The organism is Planotetraspora phitsanulokensis (assembly GCF_016863295.1).
GTDB lineage: Bacteria > Actinomycetota > Actinomycetes > Streptosporangiales > Streptosporangiaceae > Planotetraspora > Planotetraspora phitsanulokensis.
This window is the reverse complement of the sequence record NZ_BOOP01000056.1, coordinates 1-16,601: the sequence shown is the minus strand read 5'-3', so window position 1 is coordinate 16,601 and position 16,601 is coordinate 1. Positions and strand designations below refer to the sequence as shown.

At 70.2% G+C, this 16,601-nt stretch carries 12 protein-coding genes; 7 read left to right on the top strand and 5 right to left on the bottom strand.

The window, feature by feature from the left end; genetic code table 11:
• Positions 1-40: 40 nt before the first annotated feature.
• Together Pph01_RS41190 and Pph01_RS41185 are read right to left on the bottom strand one after the other, a co-directional pair.
• On the bottom strand, positions 41-3,739 hold the full coding sequence (locus Pph01_RS41190; protein ID WP_204078706.1) for a multifunctional oxoglutarate decarboxylase/oxoglutarate dehydrogenase thiamine pyrophosphate-binding subunit/dihydrolipoyllysine-residue succinyltransferase subunit: 3,699 nt from the start codon (positions 3,737-3,739) through the stop codon (positions 41-43).
• Positions 3,740-4,051: 312 nt separating this feature from the next.
• Positions 4,052-4,693, bottom strand: a complete 642-nt coding sequence (locus Pph01_RS41185; protein WP_204078705.1) for a B3/B4 domain-containing protein — start codon at positions 4,691-4,693, stop codon at positions 4,052-4,054.
• Between the two features lie 98 nt (positions 4,694-4,791).
• Between Pph01_RS41185 and Pph01_RS41180 the strand changes: the two genes are divergently transcribed.
• The 5 genes from Pph01_RS41180 (at position 4,792) to Pph01_RS41160 (ending at position 9,610) form a co-directional block, all read left to right on the top strand.
• Positions 4,792-5,370, top strand: coding sequence for a helix-turn-helix domain-containing protein (locus Pph01_RS41180; RefSeq protein WP_204078704.1), 579 nt, complete (start codon positions 4,792-4,794; stop codon positions 5,368-5,370).
• A gap of 169 nt (positions 5,371-5,539) precedes the next feature.
• Positions 5,540-6,826 (top strand): MFS transporter, encoded by a 1,287-nt coding sequence (locus Pph01_RS41175; protein ID WP_204078703.1) that lies wholly within the window; start codon positions 5,540-5,542, stop codon positions 6,824-6,826.
• Between the two features lie 53 nt (positions 6,827-6,879).
• Positions 6,880-7,947, top strand: a complete 1,068-nt coding sequence (locus Pph01_RS41170) for an MBL fold metallo-hydrolase (RefSeq protein WP_204078702.1) — start codon at positions 6,880-6,882, stop codon at positions 7,945-7,947.
• A 300-nt stretch (positions 7,948-8,247) separates the two neighbouring features.
• Positions 8,248-8,874: an NADPH-dependent FMN reductase gene (locus tag Pph01_RS41165; protein WP_204078701.1), complete on the top strand. Its 627-nt coding sequence runs from the start codon at positions 8,248-8,250 to the stop codon at positions 8,872-8,874.
• A 121-nt stretch (positions 8,875-8,995) separates the two neighbouring features.
• A complete protein-coding gene (locus Pph01_RS41160) occupies positions 8,996-9,610 on the top strand; it encodes a flavin reductase family protein (RefSeq protein ID WP_239117395.1) in 615 nt (204 codons plus the stop codon).
• 68 nt (positions 9,611-9,678) lie between these two features.
• On the opposite strand, the gene Pph01_RS41155 is transcribed toward Pph01_RS41160, so the two are convergent.
• Positions 9,679-10,737: an NAD(P)H-dependent amine dehydrogenase family protein gene (locus tag Pph01_RS41155; protein ID WP_204078700.1), complete on the bottom strand. Its 1,059-nt coding sequence runs from the start codon at positions 10,735-10,737 to the stop codon at positions 9,679-9,681.
• 212 nt (positions 10,738-10,949) lie between these two features.
• Between Pph01_RS41155 and Pph01_RS41150 the strand changes: the two genes are divergently transcribed.
• A complete protein-coding gene (locus Pph01_RS41150; protein WP_204078699.1) occupies positions 10,950-11,846 on the top strand; it encodes an SDR family oxidoreductase in 897 nt (298 codons plus the stop codon).
• A gap of 90 nt (positions 11,847-11,936) precedes the next feature.
• Here Pph01_RS41150 and Pph01_RS41145 read toward each other — a convergent pair whose 3' ends face one another.
• Positions 11,937-14,303, bottom strand: coding sequence for a glycoside hydrolase family 65 protein (locus tag Pph01_RS41145; protein ID WP_204078698.1), 2,367 nt, complete (start codon positions 14,301-14,303; stop codon positions 11,937-11,939).
• On the bottom strand, positions 14,300-15,043 hold the full coding sequence (locus Pph01_RS41140) for an HAD family hydrolase (protein ID WP_204078697.1): 744 nt from the start codon (positions 15,041-15,043) through the stop codon (positions 14,300-14,302). Before Pph01_RS41140 ends, Pph01_RS41145 begins: the two co-directional genes overlap by 4 nt.
• Before the next feature lie 194 nt (positions 15,044-15,237).
• Between Pph01_RS41140 and Pph01_RS41135 the strand changes: the two genes are divergently transcribed.
• Entirely contained in the window at positions 15,238-16,425 is a 1,188-nt protein-coding gene (locus Pph01_RS41135) for an ROK family transcriptional regulator (protein ID WP_239117394.1), read from the top strand.
• The last annotated feature ends 176 nt before the right edge of the window (positions 16,426-16,601 follow it).

Below are 16,601 nucleotides of genomic sequence, written 5' to 3'. Positions count from 1 at the left end.
GCGAGACCGTGGGGGACTCCCGTGTGCGTACGCCTTCGGACTAGCCGAAGATGTCGTCGACCATGCTGCCCAGCTCGTTGTCGTGCTTGGAGTGGGAGCCGGTGGCCGGCGAGGAGTTGGGCGTGCGGGAGACCCGGCGCAGGGTGTGACCCCCGAGCAGGTCGGGCCGCTCGGTCGTCTTGAGCGCGAGGTACGGCCACGGGCCCATGTTGACCGGCTCGTCCTGAGCCCAGATGACCTCGATGTCGCTGCCGTACCGGGCCAGCTCGGCCTTGAGCGGGTTCTCCGGGAACGGGTAGATCCGCTCGAGGCGAACCAGCGCCACATCGTTCCGCTCGGCCTTGGTCCGGGCGGCCAGCAGGTCGTAGTAGATCCTGCCCGACGAGATCACGACCTTGCGGACGGCGGACGGGACCACCGCGCTGTCGCCGATGACCGGCTGGAAGGCGCCGGAGGTGAAGTCGGCCGTCGCCGACGCGGCGGCCTTGAGGCGCAGCAGCGACTTGGGCGTGAACACGATCAGCGGCTTGCGCCGGTTGGACAGGACCTGCCAGCGCAGCAGGTGGAAGTAGTTCGCCGGCGTGGTCGGCTGGGCGACCGTCATGTTGTCCAGCGCGCACATCTGCAGGTAGCGCTCGATGCGCGCCGACGAGTGGTCCGGGCCCTGGCCTTCGTAACCGTGCGGCAGGAGCAGCACGACCGACGAGCGCTGGCCCCACTTCTGCTCACCCGACGAGATGAACTCGTCGATGATCGACTGGGCGCCGTTGGCGAAGTCGCCGAACTGGGCCTCCCAGGCCACCAAGGCGTCCGGCCTGACCACGCTGTAGCCGTACTCGAAGCCCATCGCGGCGAACTCGCTGAGCAGCGAGTCGTAGACGTAGAACTTCGTGGTGCCGTGGTTGAAGGTCTTGAGCGGGGTGTGCTCCTCGCCGGTCACCCGGTCGACGATCACGGCGTGCCGCTGACCGAACGTGCCGCGCCGGGAGTCCTGGCCGACCAACCGCACCGGGTGCCCGTCGATGAGCAGCGAGCCGAACGCCAGCGCCTCGCCGGTCGCCCAGTCGATGGTGTTGTCGGCGACCATCGCGCCCCGCCGCTGCAGCACCGGCGCGAGGCGCGGGTGCACGGTGAAGCCCTCGGGCAGGCTGAGCTGGGTCTCGATGACCCGCTTGACGGTCTCGTCCGAGATCGCCGTCACGGTGTCCTCGTGCGACCACGGGATCAGCTCGTCGGGCTGCGGCGCGACGACCGCGCCCGGCTCGAGCGGCCGCTTGGTGGCCTCGCGGGTCTCGGTGAAGGCCCGCTCGAGCTGCTCCTGGTAGTCGCGCAGGGCCTGCTCGGCCTCCTCGACCGTGATGTCGCCCCGGCCGATGAGCGCCTCGGTGTAGAGCTTGCGGGTGGACCGCTTCGCGTCGATGAGGTCGTACATCAGCGGCTGGGTGAACGCCGGGTTGTCGGTCTCGTTGTGCCCGCGGCGGCGGTAGCAGACGAGGTCGATGACGACGTCCTTGAGGAACGACTTGCGGTACTCGTAGGCCAGCCGGCCGACGCGGACGACGGCCTCGGGGTCGTCGCCGTTCACGTGGAAGATCGGCGCCTGGATCATCCGGGCGACGTCCGTGGCGTAGACCGAGGAGCGGGAGCTCGCCGGGCTCGTCGTGAAGCCGACCTGGTTGTTGACCACGATGTGGACGGTGCCGCCGGTGCGGTAGCCGCGCAACTGGGACAGGTGCAGGGTCTCGGCGACCACGCCCTGGCCGGCGAAGGCCGCGTCACCGTGGACGAGCACGGGCAGGACGGTGAAGCCCTCCTCGCCGCGCTCGAGCAGGTCCTGCTTGGCCCGGACCACGCCCTCGAGGACGGGGTCGACGGCCTCCAGGTGCGACGGGTTCGCCACCACGGAGGTGACGATCTTGGAGCCGTCCGGGGCCACGAAGTCGCCGCTCGCGCCCAGGTGGTACTTGACGTCGCCCGAGCCGTGCGCGCTGCGCGGGTCGATGTTGCCCTCGAACTCGCCGAACACCTGGCCGTAGGACTTGCCCACGATGTTGGCCAGCACGTTGAGACGGCCGCGGTGGGCCATCCCGATGACGACCTCGTCGAGCTTCTCCTCCGCGGCCTCGCTGATCACCGAGTCGAGCAGCGGGATCAGGGACTCGCCGCCCTCCAGGGAGAAGCGCTTCTGGCCGACGTACTTGGTCTGCAGGAAGGTCTCGAAGGCCTCGGCCGTGTTGAGCCGCCGGAGGATGTTGAGCTGCTCCTCGCGGTCGGACTTGGCGTGCGGCTTCTCCACCCGCGCCTGGATCCAGGCCCGCTCCTCGGGGTTCTGGATGTGCATGTACTCGATGCCGACGGTCCGGCAGTACGAGTCGCGCAGGACGCCGAGGATGTCGCGCAGCTTCATCAGCGGGCGGCCGCCGAAGCCGCCGGTCGCGAACTCCCGCTCGAGGTCCCACAAGGTCAGGCCGTGGGACTTGATGTCGAGGTCGGGGTGCTTGCGCTGGTGGTAGTCCAGCGGGTCGGTGTCGGCCATGAGGTGGCCGCGGACCCGGTAGGCGTGGATGAGCTCCAGCACGCGGGCGGACTTGGCCACGTCGTCGTCGTGGGTGGCCGAGATGTCCGGGACCCAGCGGACCGGCTCGTAGGGGATGCGCAGCGACTCGAAGATCTCGTCGTAGAAGCCGTCGGCGCCGAGCAGGAGCTCGTGGATCCGGCGCAGGAAGTCGCCCGACTGGGCGCCCTGGATGATCCGGTGATCGTAGGTGGAGGTCAGCGTCATGACCTTGCTGATCGCCAGGCGCGAGAGCGTCTCCGCGGAGGCGCCCTGGTACTCCGCCGGGTACTCCATCGCCCCGACGCCGATGATCGTGCCCTGGCCGGGCATCAGGCGCGGCACCGAGTGCACCGTTCCGATGGTGCCGGGGTTGGTCAGCGAGATCGTGGTGCCCTGGAAGTCGTCGACGCCGAGCTTCCCGGCGCGGGCCTTGCGGACGATGTCCTCGTAGGCCACCCAGAACTGGCGGAAGTCCAGCGTCTCCGCGGCCTTGATCGACGGGACCAGGAGCTGACGGGTGCCGTCGCTCTTCTGGACGTCGATGGCCAGGCCCAGCCCGACGTGCTCGGGCTTGACCAGGATCGGCTTGCCGTCCACTTCCGTGTAGGAGTGGTTCATGTCCGGCATCGCCTGAAGCGCCCGGACGATGGCGTACCCGATCACGTGGGTGAAGGAGATCTTGCCGCCCCGGCCGCGGGACAGGTGGTTGTTGATGACGATCCGGTTGTCGACCAGCAGCTTCGCGGGAACCGCGCGCACGCTCGTCGCCGTCGGCACCGCCAGCGAGGCCTCCATGTTGAGGGCCGTGCGGGCAGCCGCGCCCCGGATCTTCTCCTCGGTCGCGCCGGCCGGGACGGGCGTGGCGCTCTTCGGCTTCTCAGCCGGAGCGGCCTTCGCCTGAGCCGGTGCGGCCGGTGCGGCGGGTGCCGCCTGTGGCGCGGGAGGCGTCGGGGTGGGCGGCGCTGGGGCGGCCGCGGCCGTTCCGTTCGCGGCAGGAGCGGGGGGAGGCGCGACAGCGGTGGCTGAGGCCTTTCCCGTCCCGTTGTAGTCAGCGAAGAAGTGCCACCAGGCCTTGTCCACCGACTCGGGATCCTCGAGGTACTTCTGATATAGCTCGTCGACAAGCCATTCGTTTTGTCCGAAGCTTGCCAGTGGGTTTGTCCGCGACGACTCAGACGACACGGCGGAAATCGCCTTCTTCCGCAGATGGGCGTTGTTGTTTTAGAACCGGTCCAAGGCTACTCGCCCTGGACGGTGTGGTGCGCCCGTCGGGGCCAGGTCCTGGCTCATCGTCCCAGGATCGATCAAAGAGGTCAGGCGCGAGTAGTCCGTCTGGGTGGTGAGGCCGTGCTTACTGAATGGTCATGTCTCGCCCGGGACGGGTGTTTTAGGCCGAAATGATTGTGTGGTCCTGGGATCCGGCCCGGCCGAACGTGATGTTTCGCGCAGGCCGGTTGTCTCGGGGTCTCACCGGGAGGATTCGGGCAGGGAGGCTCAGTTGATCAGCCGGCGCTCGATCCGGACCCCCGGCGTGATGGCGGCGAGCAGCTCCGAGAGCTCGTCTCCGGCCGCGCCCAGCTCGTCGGAGGACAGCGGCTCGAGCCGTTCGAGAAGGAACAGTGCGTCCACGGTCTCCTCGGTGATCCGGGTGCGTACGCACTGCCGCCAGTTCCACCTGCGGCAGGTGACGCCCGTGTCGTCGCGCCAGACCACCTCGCCGATCTCCGGGTCGCCGAGCGCCTCCTCGGACGGCTCGTCGCCGGCGGCGCGGACGAGACGCGCGGCGCCGTCGTAGCGGCGCAGGTCCTCGCCGCCGATCGGGAGGCCGTGCCGTACGGACACGGCGTTGTAGGCGTCGACGACCAGGTTGATCTCGGGGAGGGGCATCCGGCGGACGAGGGCGTCGACGGAGGGCCTGGTGCGCTGCGGCTTGGCGCCGAAGGCGCGGTAGGCCGTGCGCCACGCCTCGATCTTCTCGTGGTCGGTCGGCACGGCGTCCGTCGCCGCGGCCGCCAGCCATTCGCGCGACCTGTCGTCCGTCGGCCCGTTGGCCAGGCCGTATGCGCAGATGGCGAGCACGGTGAAGTCGGGACGCAGTCCTCGGACCGCCTCGTCAATCCGGATTTCCTCGATCACGCGGTCCAGCCTACGGCCGCGTGGGCGGTGGCCGAGGCTGTACGGCAACCGCAAATAAAAGTTTGCAAAGCTATCTTTGTGAAGTTAGTCTCGGTGGCATGAGCGATGAGGTCTTCCATGTGAGTGATCCGCGGACGCTCAAAGCGGTGGCGCATCCTCTCCGGGTGCGCCTGCTGGGGGCGCTGCGGTTCGACGGGCCCGCGACCGCCACCGAACTGGGTGCCCGGTTCGGGGAGAGTTCGGGGTCGACGAGCTATCACCTGAGGCAACTCGCCCGGTACGGCTTCGTCGAGGAGAACACGGAACAGCGTGACCGCCGTGAGCGGCGATGGCGGGCCGTCCACCGGATGACTTCGTGGAGCAACGCCGAGATGTCGGCGACCCCCGAGGGCCGGGAGGCCGCGAACCTCCTGAGCCGGCGCCAGGTCGAGGTGCTGACGGACAGCATGGAGGCCTTCGAGCGGGACAGGGACTCGTGGAGCACCGAGTGGATCGAGGTCGCCGGGATCTCCGACGACGTCGTACGGCTGTCGCCGGCGTCGGTGGCCTCGTTGTCGGAGCAGTTGTGGGCCCTGCTCCGGGAGGCCGCCGAGCGGGACAAGGACGCTCCCGACGCCCGTCCCGTGTCGGTGCTCTTCGCCGCCCACCCCCGCCTCACCCCCGCCCCCCGCGCGTGATCATGCGCGGACTCGGCTGGATCATCGGTGACCTGCGCCGATGCTCGTCGTGATCATGCAATCCGGAACCAACCTCGGTGCATGATCACCAGCCAAGAAATCGCAGGTCAGAGGTCATGGCGCCGAAGGTGCGCATGATCACGGCGGGAATCGTCACAGGTGAAGGAAGATGATCAAGAAGGTGAGCATGATCACGCCCAAGGGGATGCGGGGGCGGTATGCGCTCGTGGAGTTCCTCACCTGGCTGCCGGTGGGGTTGATGATCGCGCCGATGGTCCTGCTCATGTCGGTGCGCGGGCTCGACGTCGCCCAGATCGGCCTGGTCACCGCCGCCTACTCGATCACCGTCGTCGTCCTGGAACTCCCCACGGGCGGGCTGGCGGACGTCATCGGCCGGCGGACCGTCCTCGCCGCCTCGGCGGTCTTCAGTGTGGCGGGGTTCGCCATGACAGCGCTGGCCGGCTCGGTCTGGATGTTCCTGGCCGCCTCGCTCCTCAAGGGCGTCGCCCGGGCCTTGTCGAGCGGTCCGGCCCAGGCCTGGTACGTCGACGGGCTCCACTCGCTCGAAGGCCCGGACGCCGACCTCAAGCCCGGCCTCGCGGCGGGCGGGGCCGCCGGGTCGGTCGCCCTCGCCATCGGGACGTTGGTCGGCGGCGTGCTTCCGTTGCTCGTCAGCGGCGAGTCGCTCGCCGTGCCGGTCTGGGCGGGCGGGGGCGCCGCCTTGATCCTTCTGTTCACGGTTCTCCTCGTGATGCGGGAGCCCGCCCGGCCGGTCCGCCCGCGCCTCGCGGACGTGGTGCGCGACGTGCCGGTGACCATCGGGGGAGGCTTCCGGCTCGCCGTGCACGACCGGGGCCTCGGCAGGCTGCTGTTCGTCGCCGTGGCCGTGGGCGTGATGCTCAACGCCATCGAACTGCTGACGCCCGGTCGGCTGGCCGCGCTCACGGGACGCCCCGAGACGGCCGGAACGATCTACGCCGTCGTGGCCGCCGCCGGGTTCGCGGCGAACGCCGTGGGCAGCTCCATCGCTCCCGCGGTGGCCAGGCTCGCCGGGGGGTCGATGCGCGCCGTCATGATCGCCACCGTCGCCACGGCGGCGTCCGTCGGCGCTCTCGCGGCGTCCGTGGCCCTCGACGGCGTGGCGGGGATGGCCGCCGCCGGAGCCGCCTATGTCGTGCTGTTCACGGGCCTCGCCGTCAGCTCGCTGTTCAGGAACGAGCTGATCCACCGGCGGGTCGCCTCGACGCAGCGGGCGACCGTGATGTCGGTCGACTCGCTCCAGCTGCAATTCGGCGGGATGCTCTCGTCGCTCGTGCTGGTCCCGCTCTCGGCGCAGGTGGGCGCGGGCGGGGCGTGGGCCGTGACCGCTGTGATCATGCTGTCCGCGACACTCCTCTATGTACGGCTCCCCGCCGCGCGGGCGGCCGTCCCCGTGCCAGTAGGGGAACCCCAGTAGAACGATGTTCGGGTGACAGGGCAGAATCGGGGGGTGCGAAAGGGGTGCGGCCGATGAGCAAGCCGACCGTGACGGCGGCCAACGAGGAACAGCGCGCGGCCTGGCTCGCCCGGGTCGTCCCGGAGGTCGAGCGCGTGCGGCCGGGGTTGTGGTCGATCCCGGTCCCGATTCCCATCAATCCGCTGCGCTACGTCCTGGTGTACGCACTGGAGATCCCGGACGGCGTCGCGATCATCGACGCGGGATGGAACACCGACGAGGCCTACGACGCGCTCGTGGCCGGGCTGCGGACGGCCGGATACGAGATCACCGACGTCAAGGCGGTGCTGGTCACCCATATCCATCCGGACCACTACGGCCTGGCCGGACGCATCCGGGAGGTCTCGGGGGCCTGGATCGGCCTGCATCCGGAGGACGCCCGGCTGGTCCACGAGCGCTACGACGACTCCGCCATCCAGGCGCTGATCACCCGGGAGCGGAGTCTGCTGCTCCGATGCGGTGTGCCGGAGATGACGGCCCAGGAGCTGGCCGGGGCGTCCATGATGTTGCGCAGCTTCGTGACGATGGCCGTGCCGGACCGGCTGATCGAGGACGGCGAACAGCTGGACCTGCCCGGATGGGACCTGCGGGCCATCTGGACCCCGGGGCACTCGCCCGGCCATCTCTGCTTCGTGGAGCCCGACCGGCGGCTGCTGTTCTCCGGCGACCACGTGCTGGCGAAGATCACTCCGATGGTGGCCGTGCACCCCCAGTCGACCGCGAATCCGCTCGCCGACTATCTCGACGCCCTCAGGAACGTCGGGAAGCTCGATGTGGACGAGGTGCTGCCCGCCCATGAGTTCAGGTTCCTCGAGTTGGGCGAGCGCGTGGACTACGTGATCAACCACCACGAGGAGCGGCTCGCGGAGGTCGAGCGCGTCCTCACCGAGACGGGCGGCAGCACGTGCTGGGATCTCGCGACCCGGCTGACCTGGTCGAGACCGTGGGAGAGCATCGCTCCCCACATGCGGCGCGGTGCCAACAACGAGACGCTGGCCCATCTCGTGTGGCTGGAGGCGCGCGGCCTGGTCTCGCGCGTGCCGGGGGAGCCGGACCTGTGGCTGCCCGCAAGTTCCATGTAAACCAAGTAGGAAATGTTGACTACATGTGCCGATGCGTTTAGCGTCGGCGGCATGAGTCAGGACACGTTCATGGCCCGGCCCGCTCGCGGGGACCTCGGTCGCCCAGGCGGCGGCCGATGTCGATCTCGCTGAGAAGCCCGCGATCGGACCGGCTCCGGGCCCCACTGGAGCGTCGCTCTCCCCCGTGGAGGACCACATGTCCAAGAAACTGCACTTCAATGCAATTTTGATCGTGATGCCGCCTGTCCTCCCGAGTGGCCTGGGTCTCGTGAGGGTCCGCGCACGACTGAGGAGGACGCGATGAGCATCGTCACTCTGGTGGGGAACCCACGCGAGGGGTCCCGGACTCTCGCCATCGCGGTACGCGCAGCCGAGGCGGTGGCCGGGCGGCTGCGTCCGCCCTCCGGCCACCCAGACGCGGGAGGCCCCTCGGCGGGCAGCCGTCCCGGCTCCGGCGGGTTCGAGGCGTACGGCGGAGCCGCAGACGTGGTGGACCTGGCCGCTCTCGCGCCGCACCTGCTGGCCCGCGAGCCGGGGCCCGGCGTGGAGTCGGCGCTGAAACTGGTCCTGGACGCCGAGATCCTGGTGGTGGCCAGCCCCACCTACAAGGGGACGTACACGGGGCTGCTCAAGGTGTTCCTCGACAGGCTTCCGCACCAGGCGCTGGCGGGGAAGGCGGCGTTGCCGCTGCTGGTCATGGGGGATCCCAAGCACTCGCTCGCGGTCGAGGTGCACCTGAGGCCGCTCCTGGTCGAACTCGGCGCCTCCGTGCCCACGCCCGGGCTGGTGGTGCTGGACTCGGTGGTCCCGCGTGATTTCGGGCCCGATTCCGGCGCGACGGCCGTCCCCGAACTCGACGAACTGCTGGACCGCTGGGCCGGACAAGTGGTTCCCGGGCTGCCGTCACGTCAGGAGGTTCCGGCATGACGTGCCGACTCGGCAGGCCGTACGGCGGGGCGTACGGACTCGGCGGGGCGTACGGCCCCGGCAGGGCACGTGGACTAGGCGGAACCGGCGGGGGAGCACGAGCGGCCCGGAGGTCCCGCCGATGACCGCCGCGCACGACTCGGCCCCGGACGCTCCCGTCCCGATGCACCTCCGCCTCGTGTCCTCCGAGAACCACGCCCCCTCCGAGAGGAGCGCCGAACCCCCGCGGAACGGAACGGCCCCGGCGCAGGCCGCTCCGGTCAGCGAGGAGGAGTTCCGCCGGGCGCTCGCCGTCCACGCAGCCGGAGTGGTGGTGGTGACGGCACGGCCGGAGGGTGTGCCGGTGGGGCTGACCGCCACCTCGTTCTCGTCGGTCAGCCTGGATCCGCCGCTGGTGTCGTTCTACGTCGCGCAGTCATCGACGACCTGGCCGGCGCTGCGGCTGGCCGATCACTTCGCCGTGAACGTCCTCGCGGGCGACCAGGCGGACGTCGCGGCCAGGTTCGCGAAGAAGGACATCGACCGCTTCGCCCATCCGACCCGGTGGAGCGACGGCCCGCGGGACGTGCCGTTGCTGCACGACGTGTCGGCACACCTGATCTGCCGTCCCCACCACACGGTCGAGGTCGGCGACCACATCCTCGTGGTCGGCCTGGTGACCTCGACCAGCGTGAGCCCGGCCGGGCGTCCCCTCCTCTACCACAAGGGCAGATTCGGGCGGTTCCTGCCCTACTGACCCCGGGCGGGTCGCCGTACTCGATCAGCCGCACCGGGCCGTTCCGAGGGGGACGGCCCGCCCGGCGGTCAGGCCAGGCGGACGGCGCCGCGTCCCGTCGCGAGCGGCAGGTCGAGGATCGTCCGGATGCCCGGCGGCGCCGCGCACACGGCGGCGATCGAGTTGACCGCGTGCGCGGCCGCGCCCGCCAGGCCGTGGGACACCTCGTCGATGGTGATGGCCATGGTGGGCCGGCCCTCGACGTGGATGGCGAACCCCGGCGCCGACCACCGCGGCACCTTCTCCGCGTCGGCCTTGTAGACGCATTCGACGGTCATGAACGGCATGTTCTTCACCAGCCCGGTGAAGATCCATCGGGACGCGCAGACCGTGCCCGGCCGCACCACTCCCGCGGCGATCTCGAACTCCTCCGCGGCCAGCTCGAACTCGTCGCTCTCCTCGATCTCATCGAGCACGACGCCGAGGGTGGACGCCACGAGCTGGACGCTCTCGGCGAACAGCGCCCGCTGGTAGGCGCGGAAGGGGCGGATCGCCTCCGCGTAGTCCTTGGGCGCGCGCGAGAAGCCGATCAGGTCGGTGACGATCTGCCGGGACGGATGACCGCGGTAGTCCGAGGACTCGCGTACGTAGATGTGGTCGAGCCGTTCGGACAACCCGGTCAGCGCGAGCGGCAGCAGGTCGCTCATGAAGCCGGGGTTGATGCCGGTCCCGTGCAGGGAGGTCCCGCCGCGGGCGCAGGCCGTCTCGATCCGCTCGACCACGCCCGGGCCGTACGCCTGGGGATAGACGAATCCGGTGGTGGTGATGACGTTCTTGCCCGACGACAACAGCGCGCAGATCGTCTCGAGGTCGGTCGCGGGGTCGCCGCCGAAGTACGAAGCGGGCAACGGCATGTGGAGGACGCAGTCGGCCTCCATGGCCAGCACCTGGTCGACGTCGTCGGTGCACGTGACACCCGCCGTGCCCAGGCCCACCAGCTCTCCCGCGTCGAGCCCGACCTTGTCGGGGTCGTAGACGAGAGCTCCCGCCAGCTCGAACTCCGGACGATTGATCACATTCCGCAGCGCGTATCCCCCGACTGCGCCGGTGGCCCACTGGACCACGCGCAGGGGTGGAGTTAAGGGCATGCGTGGCCTCCAGCCAGGTCAGCTCTGGGCGGGGGCCGTGCTGGGAGGGGTGTCGTCGTTGACCCTCGCCCGTCCGGGGGCCAGAAACTCTAGCAGAAATCACAGGATTGATCACAGTACGCGGTGATCTGTTGCCGGCTTCCATCGCTTTCAGGCCGGAGAGCTATTGTTCAGGCAACTAGAACCTTGTTCTCCTCCGAAAGGTGGGCGTCATGCCGGATCTCAGGTTCGACGGACAGGTGGCGGTCGTGACGGGCGCGGGACACGGTCTCGGCCGCTCGCACGCGCTCCTGCTCGCTGAGCGCGGGGCCAAGGTCGTCGTCAACGACCTCGGCGGCGCGCTCGACGGCACTGGCCCGTCGTCCGGGCCCGCCGCGGACGTGGCCGAGCTGATCGTCAAGAACGGCGGCGAGGCCGTGGCCAACGGGGACAACGTCGCGACCCCCGAAGGGGCCCAGGCCGTCGTCCAGACCGCGATCGACACGTTCGGCCGGGTGGACATCGTGGTCAACAACGCCGGGATCCTGCGGGACAAGTCGCTGGGCAAGATGACCGTCGAGGAGTTCGACGCCGTGCTGGCCGTCCACGTGCGCGGCTCGTTCCTGGTCACCCGGGCGGCGTTCCCGCACATGAAGGAGCAGGCGTACGGGAGGGTCGTCAACACCTCCTCGCCCGCCGGCCTGTTCGGCAACTTCGGCCAGGTCAACTACTCGACCGCGAAGATGGGCCTGGTCGGCCTCACCAAGTCGGTCGCCATCGAGGGCGCGCGCGCCAACATCAGGGCCAATGCGATCGCGCCGATCGCCTGGACCCGGATGACCGAGGCGTTGTTCCCCGCCGAGTTCCAGGAGAAGCTGACCCCGGAGCGGATCAGCCCGCTGGTCGCCTATCTCGCGCACGAGAGTTGCGAGACGACCGGCGAGGTGTTCTCCGTGGGCGGCGGCCGCGTCGCGCGCGTGTTCGTCGCCGAGGGGCCGGGCTGGCGTACGGACGACCTCACGATCGAGGCGATCCGCGACAACTGGGACGCCGTGATGACCGAGGAGCCCCACCTCCAGCCCACCACGCTCGGTGGACAGGCCACCGCGTCCATGCAGGCCATGCTGTAGCCATGTTTTCGATCACGGGCCGGCGCCGGGTGCGTCCCGGGCGCCGGCCGTGATGCGGCGTGCATGATCACGGGGTGAGAGCGTGCGTGATCACGCGGGGGAGGGGCCGGGGTGGCGGGGGGATGGTTCGCGGCCGGGCGGCTGGTGGAGCCGCTGGTCGGGCACCGGCGTGATGGGCGTGGTGCGCGTGACCGGCTCGCGGCCGAGGGTGAACTCCTCCCCGTGGTGGTGGAGGGTCAGCGAGTGCCCGTGCACCAGCGTGTAGGTCGTGGTGGTCGCGGTGATGTCGACGCACAGCAGGCGGCCCCGGTACCGCACCCGGAAGCAGAGCCGGGTGATGCCGTCGGGCAGCCGAGGGGAGAAGTTCATCCGGCCTGAGCCCGCGCGCATGCCGCCGAAGCCCGCGACCAGAGCCGTCCACGCTCCGGCCAGCGAGGCCATGTGGACGCCGTCCCTGGTGTTCTTCTCCAGGTCGTGCAGGTCCATCAGCGCGGCCTCGCCGAGGTAGTCGTAGGCGAGCTCCAGCTGGCCCACCTCGGCCGCGATCACGGACTGCGTGCACGCCGACAACGACGAGTCCCTGACCGTCAGGCGCTCGTAGTAGGCGAAGTCGCGGGCCTTCTCCTCGGGCGTGAACGCGTCGCCGCGCAGGTGGAGCGCGAGCACGAGATCGGCCTGCTTGACCACCTGCTTGCGGTAGAGGTCGAAGTACGGGAAGTTCAGCAGCAGCGGGTACTGCTCCGGCTTGGTCGTCTCGAAGTCCCAGAGCGCGTGGCGGGTGAACCCCTCGCTCTGGGGGTGGACGCCGAGCCGCTCGTCGTAGGGGATGAACATCGCGGACGCGGCGTCACGCCAGACGGCGATCTCCTCAAGCCCGACTCCGAGTTCCTGCGCGCGGTCGGCGTGGCGGACGGCGGCGTCGGCGGCGGCGCGCAGGTTCATCTGCGCCATGAGGTTCGTGTAGACGTTGTTGTCGGCCACCGCGCTGTACTCGTCCGGGCCGGTGACGCCGTCGATGCGGTAGTGGCCTTCGATGTCGTGGTGGCCGAGGCTGCACCACAGCCGGGCGGTCGCGACGAGCAGCGGCATGCCGGTCTCGCGCTCGAACGCCATGTCCTCGGTGGCGTCGACGTACCGCACGGCCGCGTCGGCGATGTCGGCGTTGACGTGGAACGCCGCGGTGCCGGCCGGCCAGTAGCCCGAGCACTCCTCGCCGTTTATGGTCCGCCAGGGGAACGCGGCTCCGTGCAGGCCCAGCTGGTCGGCGCGGTCCTCGGCCTGCGGCAGGATCGACTCCCGCCACTGCAACGCGTCCGCGGCCGACCGCGGATGGGTGTAGGTGAGGACCGGCAGGACGAAACCCTCGGTGTCCCAGAACGCGTGCCCGTCGTAGCCGGACCCCGTGAGGCCCTTGCCGGGGATCGGCCGCCGTTCCAGCCGCGCGCCCGCCTGGAGCAGGTGGAACAGCCCGAAGCGGACGGCCTGCTGTATCTCGGCGTCGCCCTCGACCTCGACGTCCGCCCCCGCCCAGAACTCGTCGAGGTACTTGCGCTGCTTGGCGAGCAGGCCGTCCCACCCGGTGAGGCGGGCGGCGGCCAGCGCGGCGACGACCTGGTCGTGCAGGGCCGGGCGGGAACGCTGGGCCGACCAGCCATAGGCGAACAGCTTGATGAGGCGCAGCCGCTGCCCGGGCTTGAGTTGCGTCGCCACCGTCAGGCGACTGACGTCGTCGCCTCCGTCGGCCTCGGCCCGTGTCCCCGAGGGCCCGTCGATCTGGTGCCGCATGGCGGCGGCCACGCGCAGGTTGCTCGCCCGGGTGCAGTGGACCATGACCGCCACGCCCGACGTCCCCGGGGTGTTCTCCTCCAGCACCAGCGGCGCCTCGAGCGCGGCGGCGGCCCGCGGGTCGCTGTCCATCCCGGGCATGGTCTCGTTGGCCACCAGTTCGGACTGCACGACCACGCCCAGCGTGTCGTCGACGGCCTCGACCTCGTAGTGCACGGCGGCGACCGCCCGGTGCGTGAACGACACCAGCCGGGTCGACCTGATGCGGACCGTGCCGCCGGCCGGCGAGGTCCAGTGGACCGTGCGGGTGAGGGTGCCCGCCCGGAGGTCGAGGACCCGCTCGTGTTCGTGGAGCGTGCCGTACCGGACGTCGAAGGGCTCGTCGTCGACGAGCAGCCGGATGAGTTTGCCGTTGGTGACGTTGACCACGGTCTGCCCGGACTCGGGGTAGCCGTAGCCGGCCTCGGCGTACGGCAGGGGCCGCAACTCGTAGACGGAGTTGAGATAGGTGCCGGGCAGGCCGTGCGGCTCGCCCTCGTCGAGGTTGCCGCGCAGGCCGATGTGCCCGTTGGACAGCGCGAACACCGACTCGGTCTGCGGCAGCACGTCGAGGTGCAGGCGGCACTCGCGGATCCCCCAGGGCTCCACGGTGAAGGCGGGATGCTGGATCATCGCTGCTCCAGGAGGTCGGCGAGGTCGGTGACGACGGTGTCCGCGCCGTGCTCGCGCAGCGCGGCCGCCTGCCCCACCCGGTCGACCCCGACGACCAGGGCGAACCGGCCGGCCCTGCCCGCCTCGACTCCGGCGAGGGCGTCCTCGAAGACCGCCGCCTCTGACGGCTTGAGGCCGAGGGCCCGCGCTCCTTCCACGTACATGTCCGGCGCGGGCTTGCCGGCGAGGTTCCGCGTCTGGGCGACGGCGCCGTCGATCCGCGCCTCGAACAGGCCGGCGATGCCGGCGGCGTCCAGGACCCGTCCGGTGTTGGCGCTCGACGAGACGACCGCCGTCCTCAGCCCGGCGTCCCGGACCGCGCGGACGTACCGCACCGATCCGTCGAAGACCTCGACGCCCTTCTCGTCGAGGACGTGCTGCACGAGTTCGTTCTTGTGGTTGCCGACGCCGTTGACGGTCAGGGCGTCTGGCGGGTCGCCGGGGTCGCCTTCGGGGAGGTCGATCCCCCTTGAGGTCAGGAACGACCGGGTGCCGTCGAGTCGCTTCTTGCCGTCGACGTACCGGTCGTAGTCAGCCACTTCGTCGAACGGCTCGAAGGGCGTCCCCGTGCGGTCGGCCCACGTCCGGAGGAACTCGTCGAACGCCCGTTTCCAGGCCGCGGCGTGGACGGTGGCCGTCCGGGTCAGCACCCCGTCCATGTCGAACAGGCAGCCGCGGACACCGTCGGGCAACCCCAGCATGAGACCCCCTGATCATGACAGTTCCGGAAATTGGATGCCTTTCTTATGTCGGGTCCTACCCAGTCGAGAAGCACGCGTGCACCCGAACTTTTGCCGTTTTCGGCGAAAGATTGCATCAGATCGATAAAAGACCTTCCCCTCGGTAGGGGACGGGAGGTACGTTCGCCGCAATCACCTTGACGCGGAGGCGCGTTGTGAAGCGGAGCACCATGCGGCCGGAGAACGTGCATCAAGCGACCCTTCTGAGGCTTCTCCGGGACGGAGGCCGTTCGCGGGCCGAGCTCGCGGACGTGGTCGACCTGTCACGTTCCAAGCTCAACGTGGAGCTGGACGCGCTGATCGAGCTCGGTCTGGTCGAATCCGCCGGGCTCGCCGCCTCCCGCGGAGGCAGGCGGTCGGGCAAGGTACGGCTGTCGCCCCACACCCGTTTCGCCGGGATCGACATCGGGGCGACGTCGATCGACGTCGCGGTCACCAACGGCGAGCTGGAGGTGCTCGGGCACGTCAGCGAGCCGTGCGACATCCGCGAGGGACCCGCCGCCGTGCTCGACCGGGCCGTCGACCTGCTGGGCAAGTTCCGGGAGAACGGGCTGTTCACCCAGCTGCACGGCGCGGGGATCGGGGTCCCCGGCCCGGTGAGCTTCCCCGAGGGCGTCCCGGTGGTGCCGCCGATCATGCCGGGCTGGGACCGCTACCCGGTGCGTGAGGCGATCGGGCAGGAGCTCGGGTGTCCCGCGATGGTCGACAACGACGTGAACATCATGGCCCTCGGTGAACTGCACGCGGGCCTGGCGCGCAACGTCGACGACTTCCTCCTGGTGAAGATCGGCACCGGCGTCGGCTGCGGCATCGTGGTCGACGGCAAGATCTACCGTGGCGTCTCCGGAAGCGCCGGCGACATCGGGCACATCCGGGTGGACGACCTCGGGCCGGTCTGCGCGTGCGGCAACTCCGGCTGCCTGGAGGCCTACTTCGGCGGCGCGGCCCTGGCGAGGGAGGCCACCGGCCTCGCCCGCTCGGGCGCCTCGCCGTACCTCGCGGAACGGCTGGCCGCGACCGGTGAACTGCGCGCCGAGGACGTGGCGGCCGCGGCGGCGCAGGGCGACGCGGAGGCGATCAGGCTCATCCGCGACGGCGGCCACCGGGTCGGTCAGGTGCTGGCCAGTCTGGTCAGCTTCTTCAACCCCGGTCTCGTGATCATCGCCGGCGGGGTGGCCCGCCTCGGCCACGTCCTGCTCGCGGAGATCAGAAGCGTCGTCTATCGCCGGTCGCTGCCGCTGGCCACCGGCAACATGCCAATCGTGCTCTCCGAACTCGGGGAGATCGCGGGCGTCGTCGGGGCCGCCCGCCTCATCAGCGACCACGTCTACTCGGCCAAATAGCCCGGCGACTCACCCCCCAGGAGAGCCTCATGGCGACGATCCCCCCGTCCTTCCCCAGGAGCGCGCGATGACCGAGGTCGACCCGACGGCCACGTCCGCCACCGCCGGGCGCCCCCCCGGTCGGAACCCCCAGGCTCTGCCGTCCGTCCTGTCCCGTCTTGCGGAGGTTCCGCATG

What these genes read in the sequence shown, in the direction of transcription:
- Pph01_RS41180 (WP_204078704.1), top strand. Translation starts at nt 4,792, where the DNA reads ATGAGCGATGAGGTCTTCCATGTGAGTGATCCGCGGACGCTCAAAGCG.
- Pph01_RS41175 (WP_204078703.1), top strand. Translation starts at nt 5,540, where the DNA reads ATGATCAAGAAGGTGAGCATGATCACGCCCAAGGGGATGCGGGGGCGG.
- Pph01_RS41170 (WP_204078702.1), top strand. Translation starts at nt 6,880, where the DNA reads ATGAGCAAGCCGACCGTGACGGCGGCCAACGAGGAACAGCGCGCGGCC.
- Pph01_RS41165 (WP_204078701.1), top strand. Translation starts at nt 8,248, where the DNA reads ATGAGCATCGTCACTCTGGTGGGGAACCCACGCGAGGGGTCCCGGACT.
- Pph01_RS41160 (WP_239117395.1), top strand. Translation starts at nt 8,996, where the DNA reads ATGACCGCCGCGCACGACTCGGCCCCGGACGCTCCCGTCCCGATGCAC.
- Pph01_RS41155 (WP_204078700.1), bottom strand. Translation starts at nt 10,737, where the DNA reads ATGCCCTTAACTCCACCCCTGCGCGTGGTCCAGTGGGCCACCGGCGCA.
- Pph01_RS41150 (WP_204078699.1), top strand. Translation starts at nt 10,950, where the DNA reads ATGCCGGATCTCAGGTTCGACGGACAGGTGGCGGTCGTGACGGGCGCG.
- Pph01_RS41145 (WP_204078698.1), bottom strand. Translation starts at nt 14,303, where the DNA reads ATGATCCAGCATCCCGCCTTCACCGTGGAGCCCTGGGGGATCCGCGAG.
- Pph01_RS41140 (WP_204078697.1), bottom strand. Translation starts at nt 15,043, where the DNA reads ATGCTGGGGTTGCCCGACGGTGTCCGCGGCTGCCTGTTCGACATGGAC.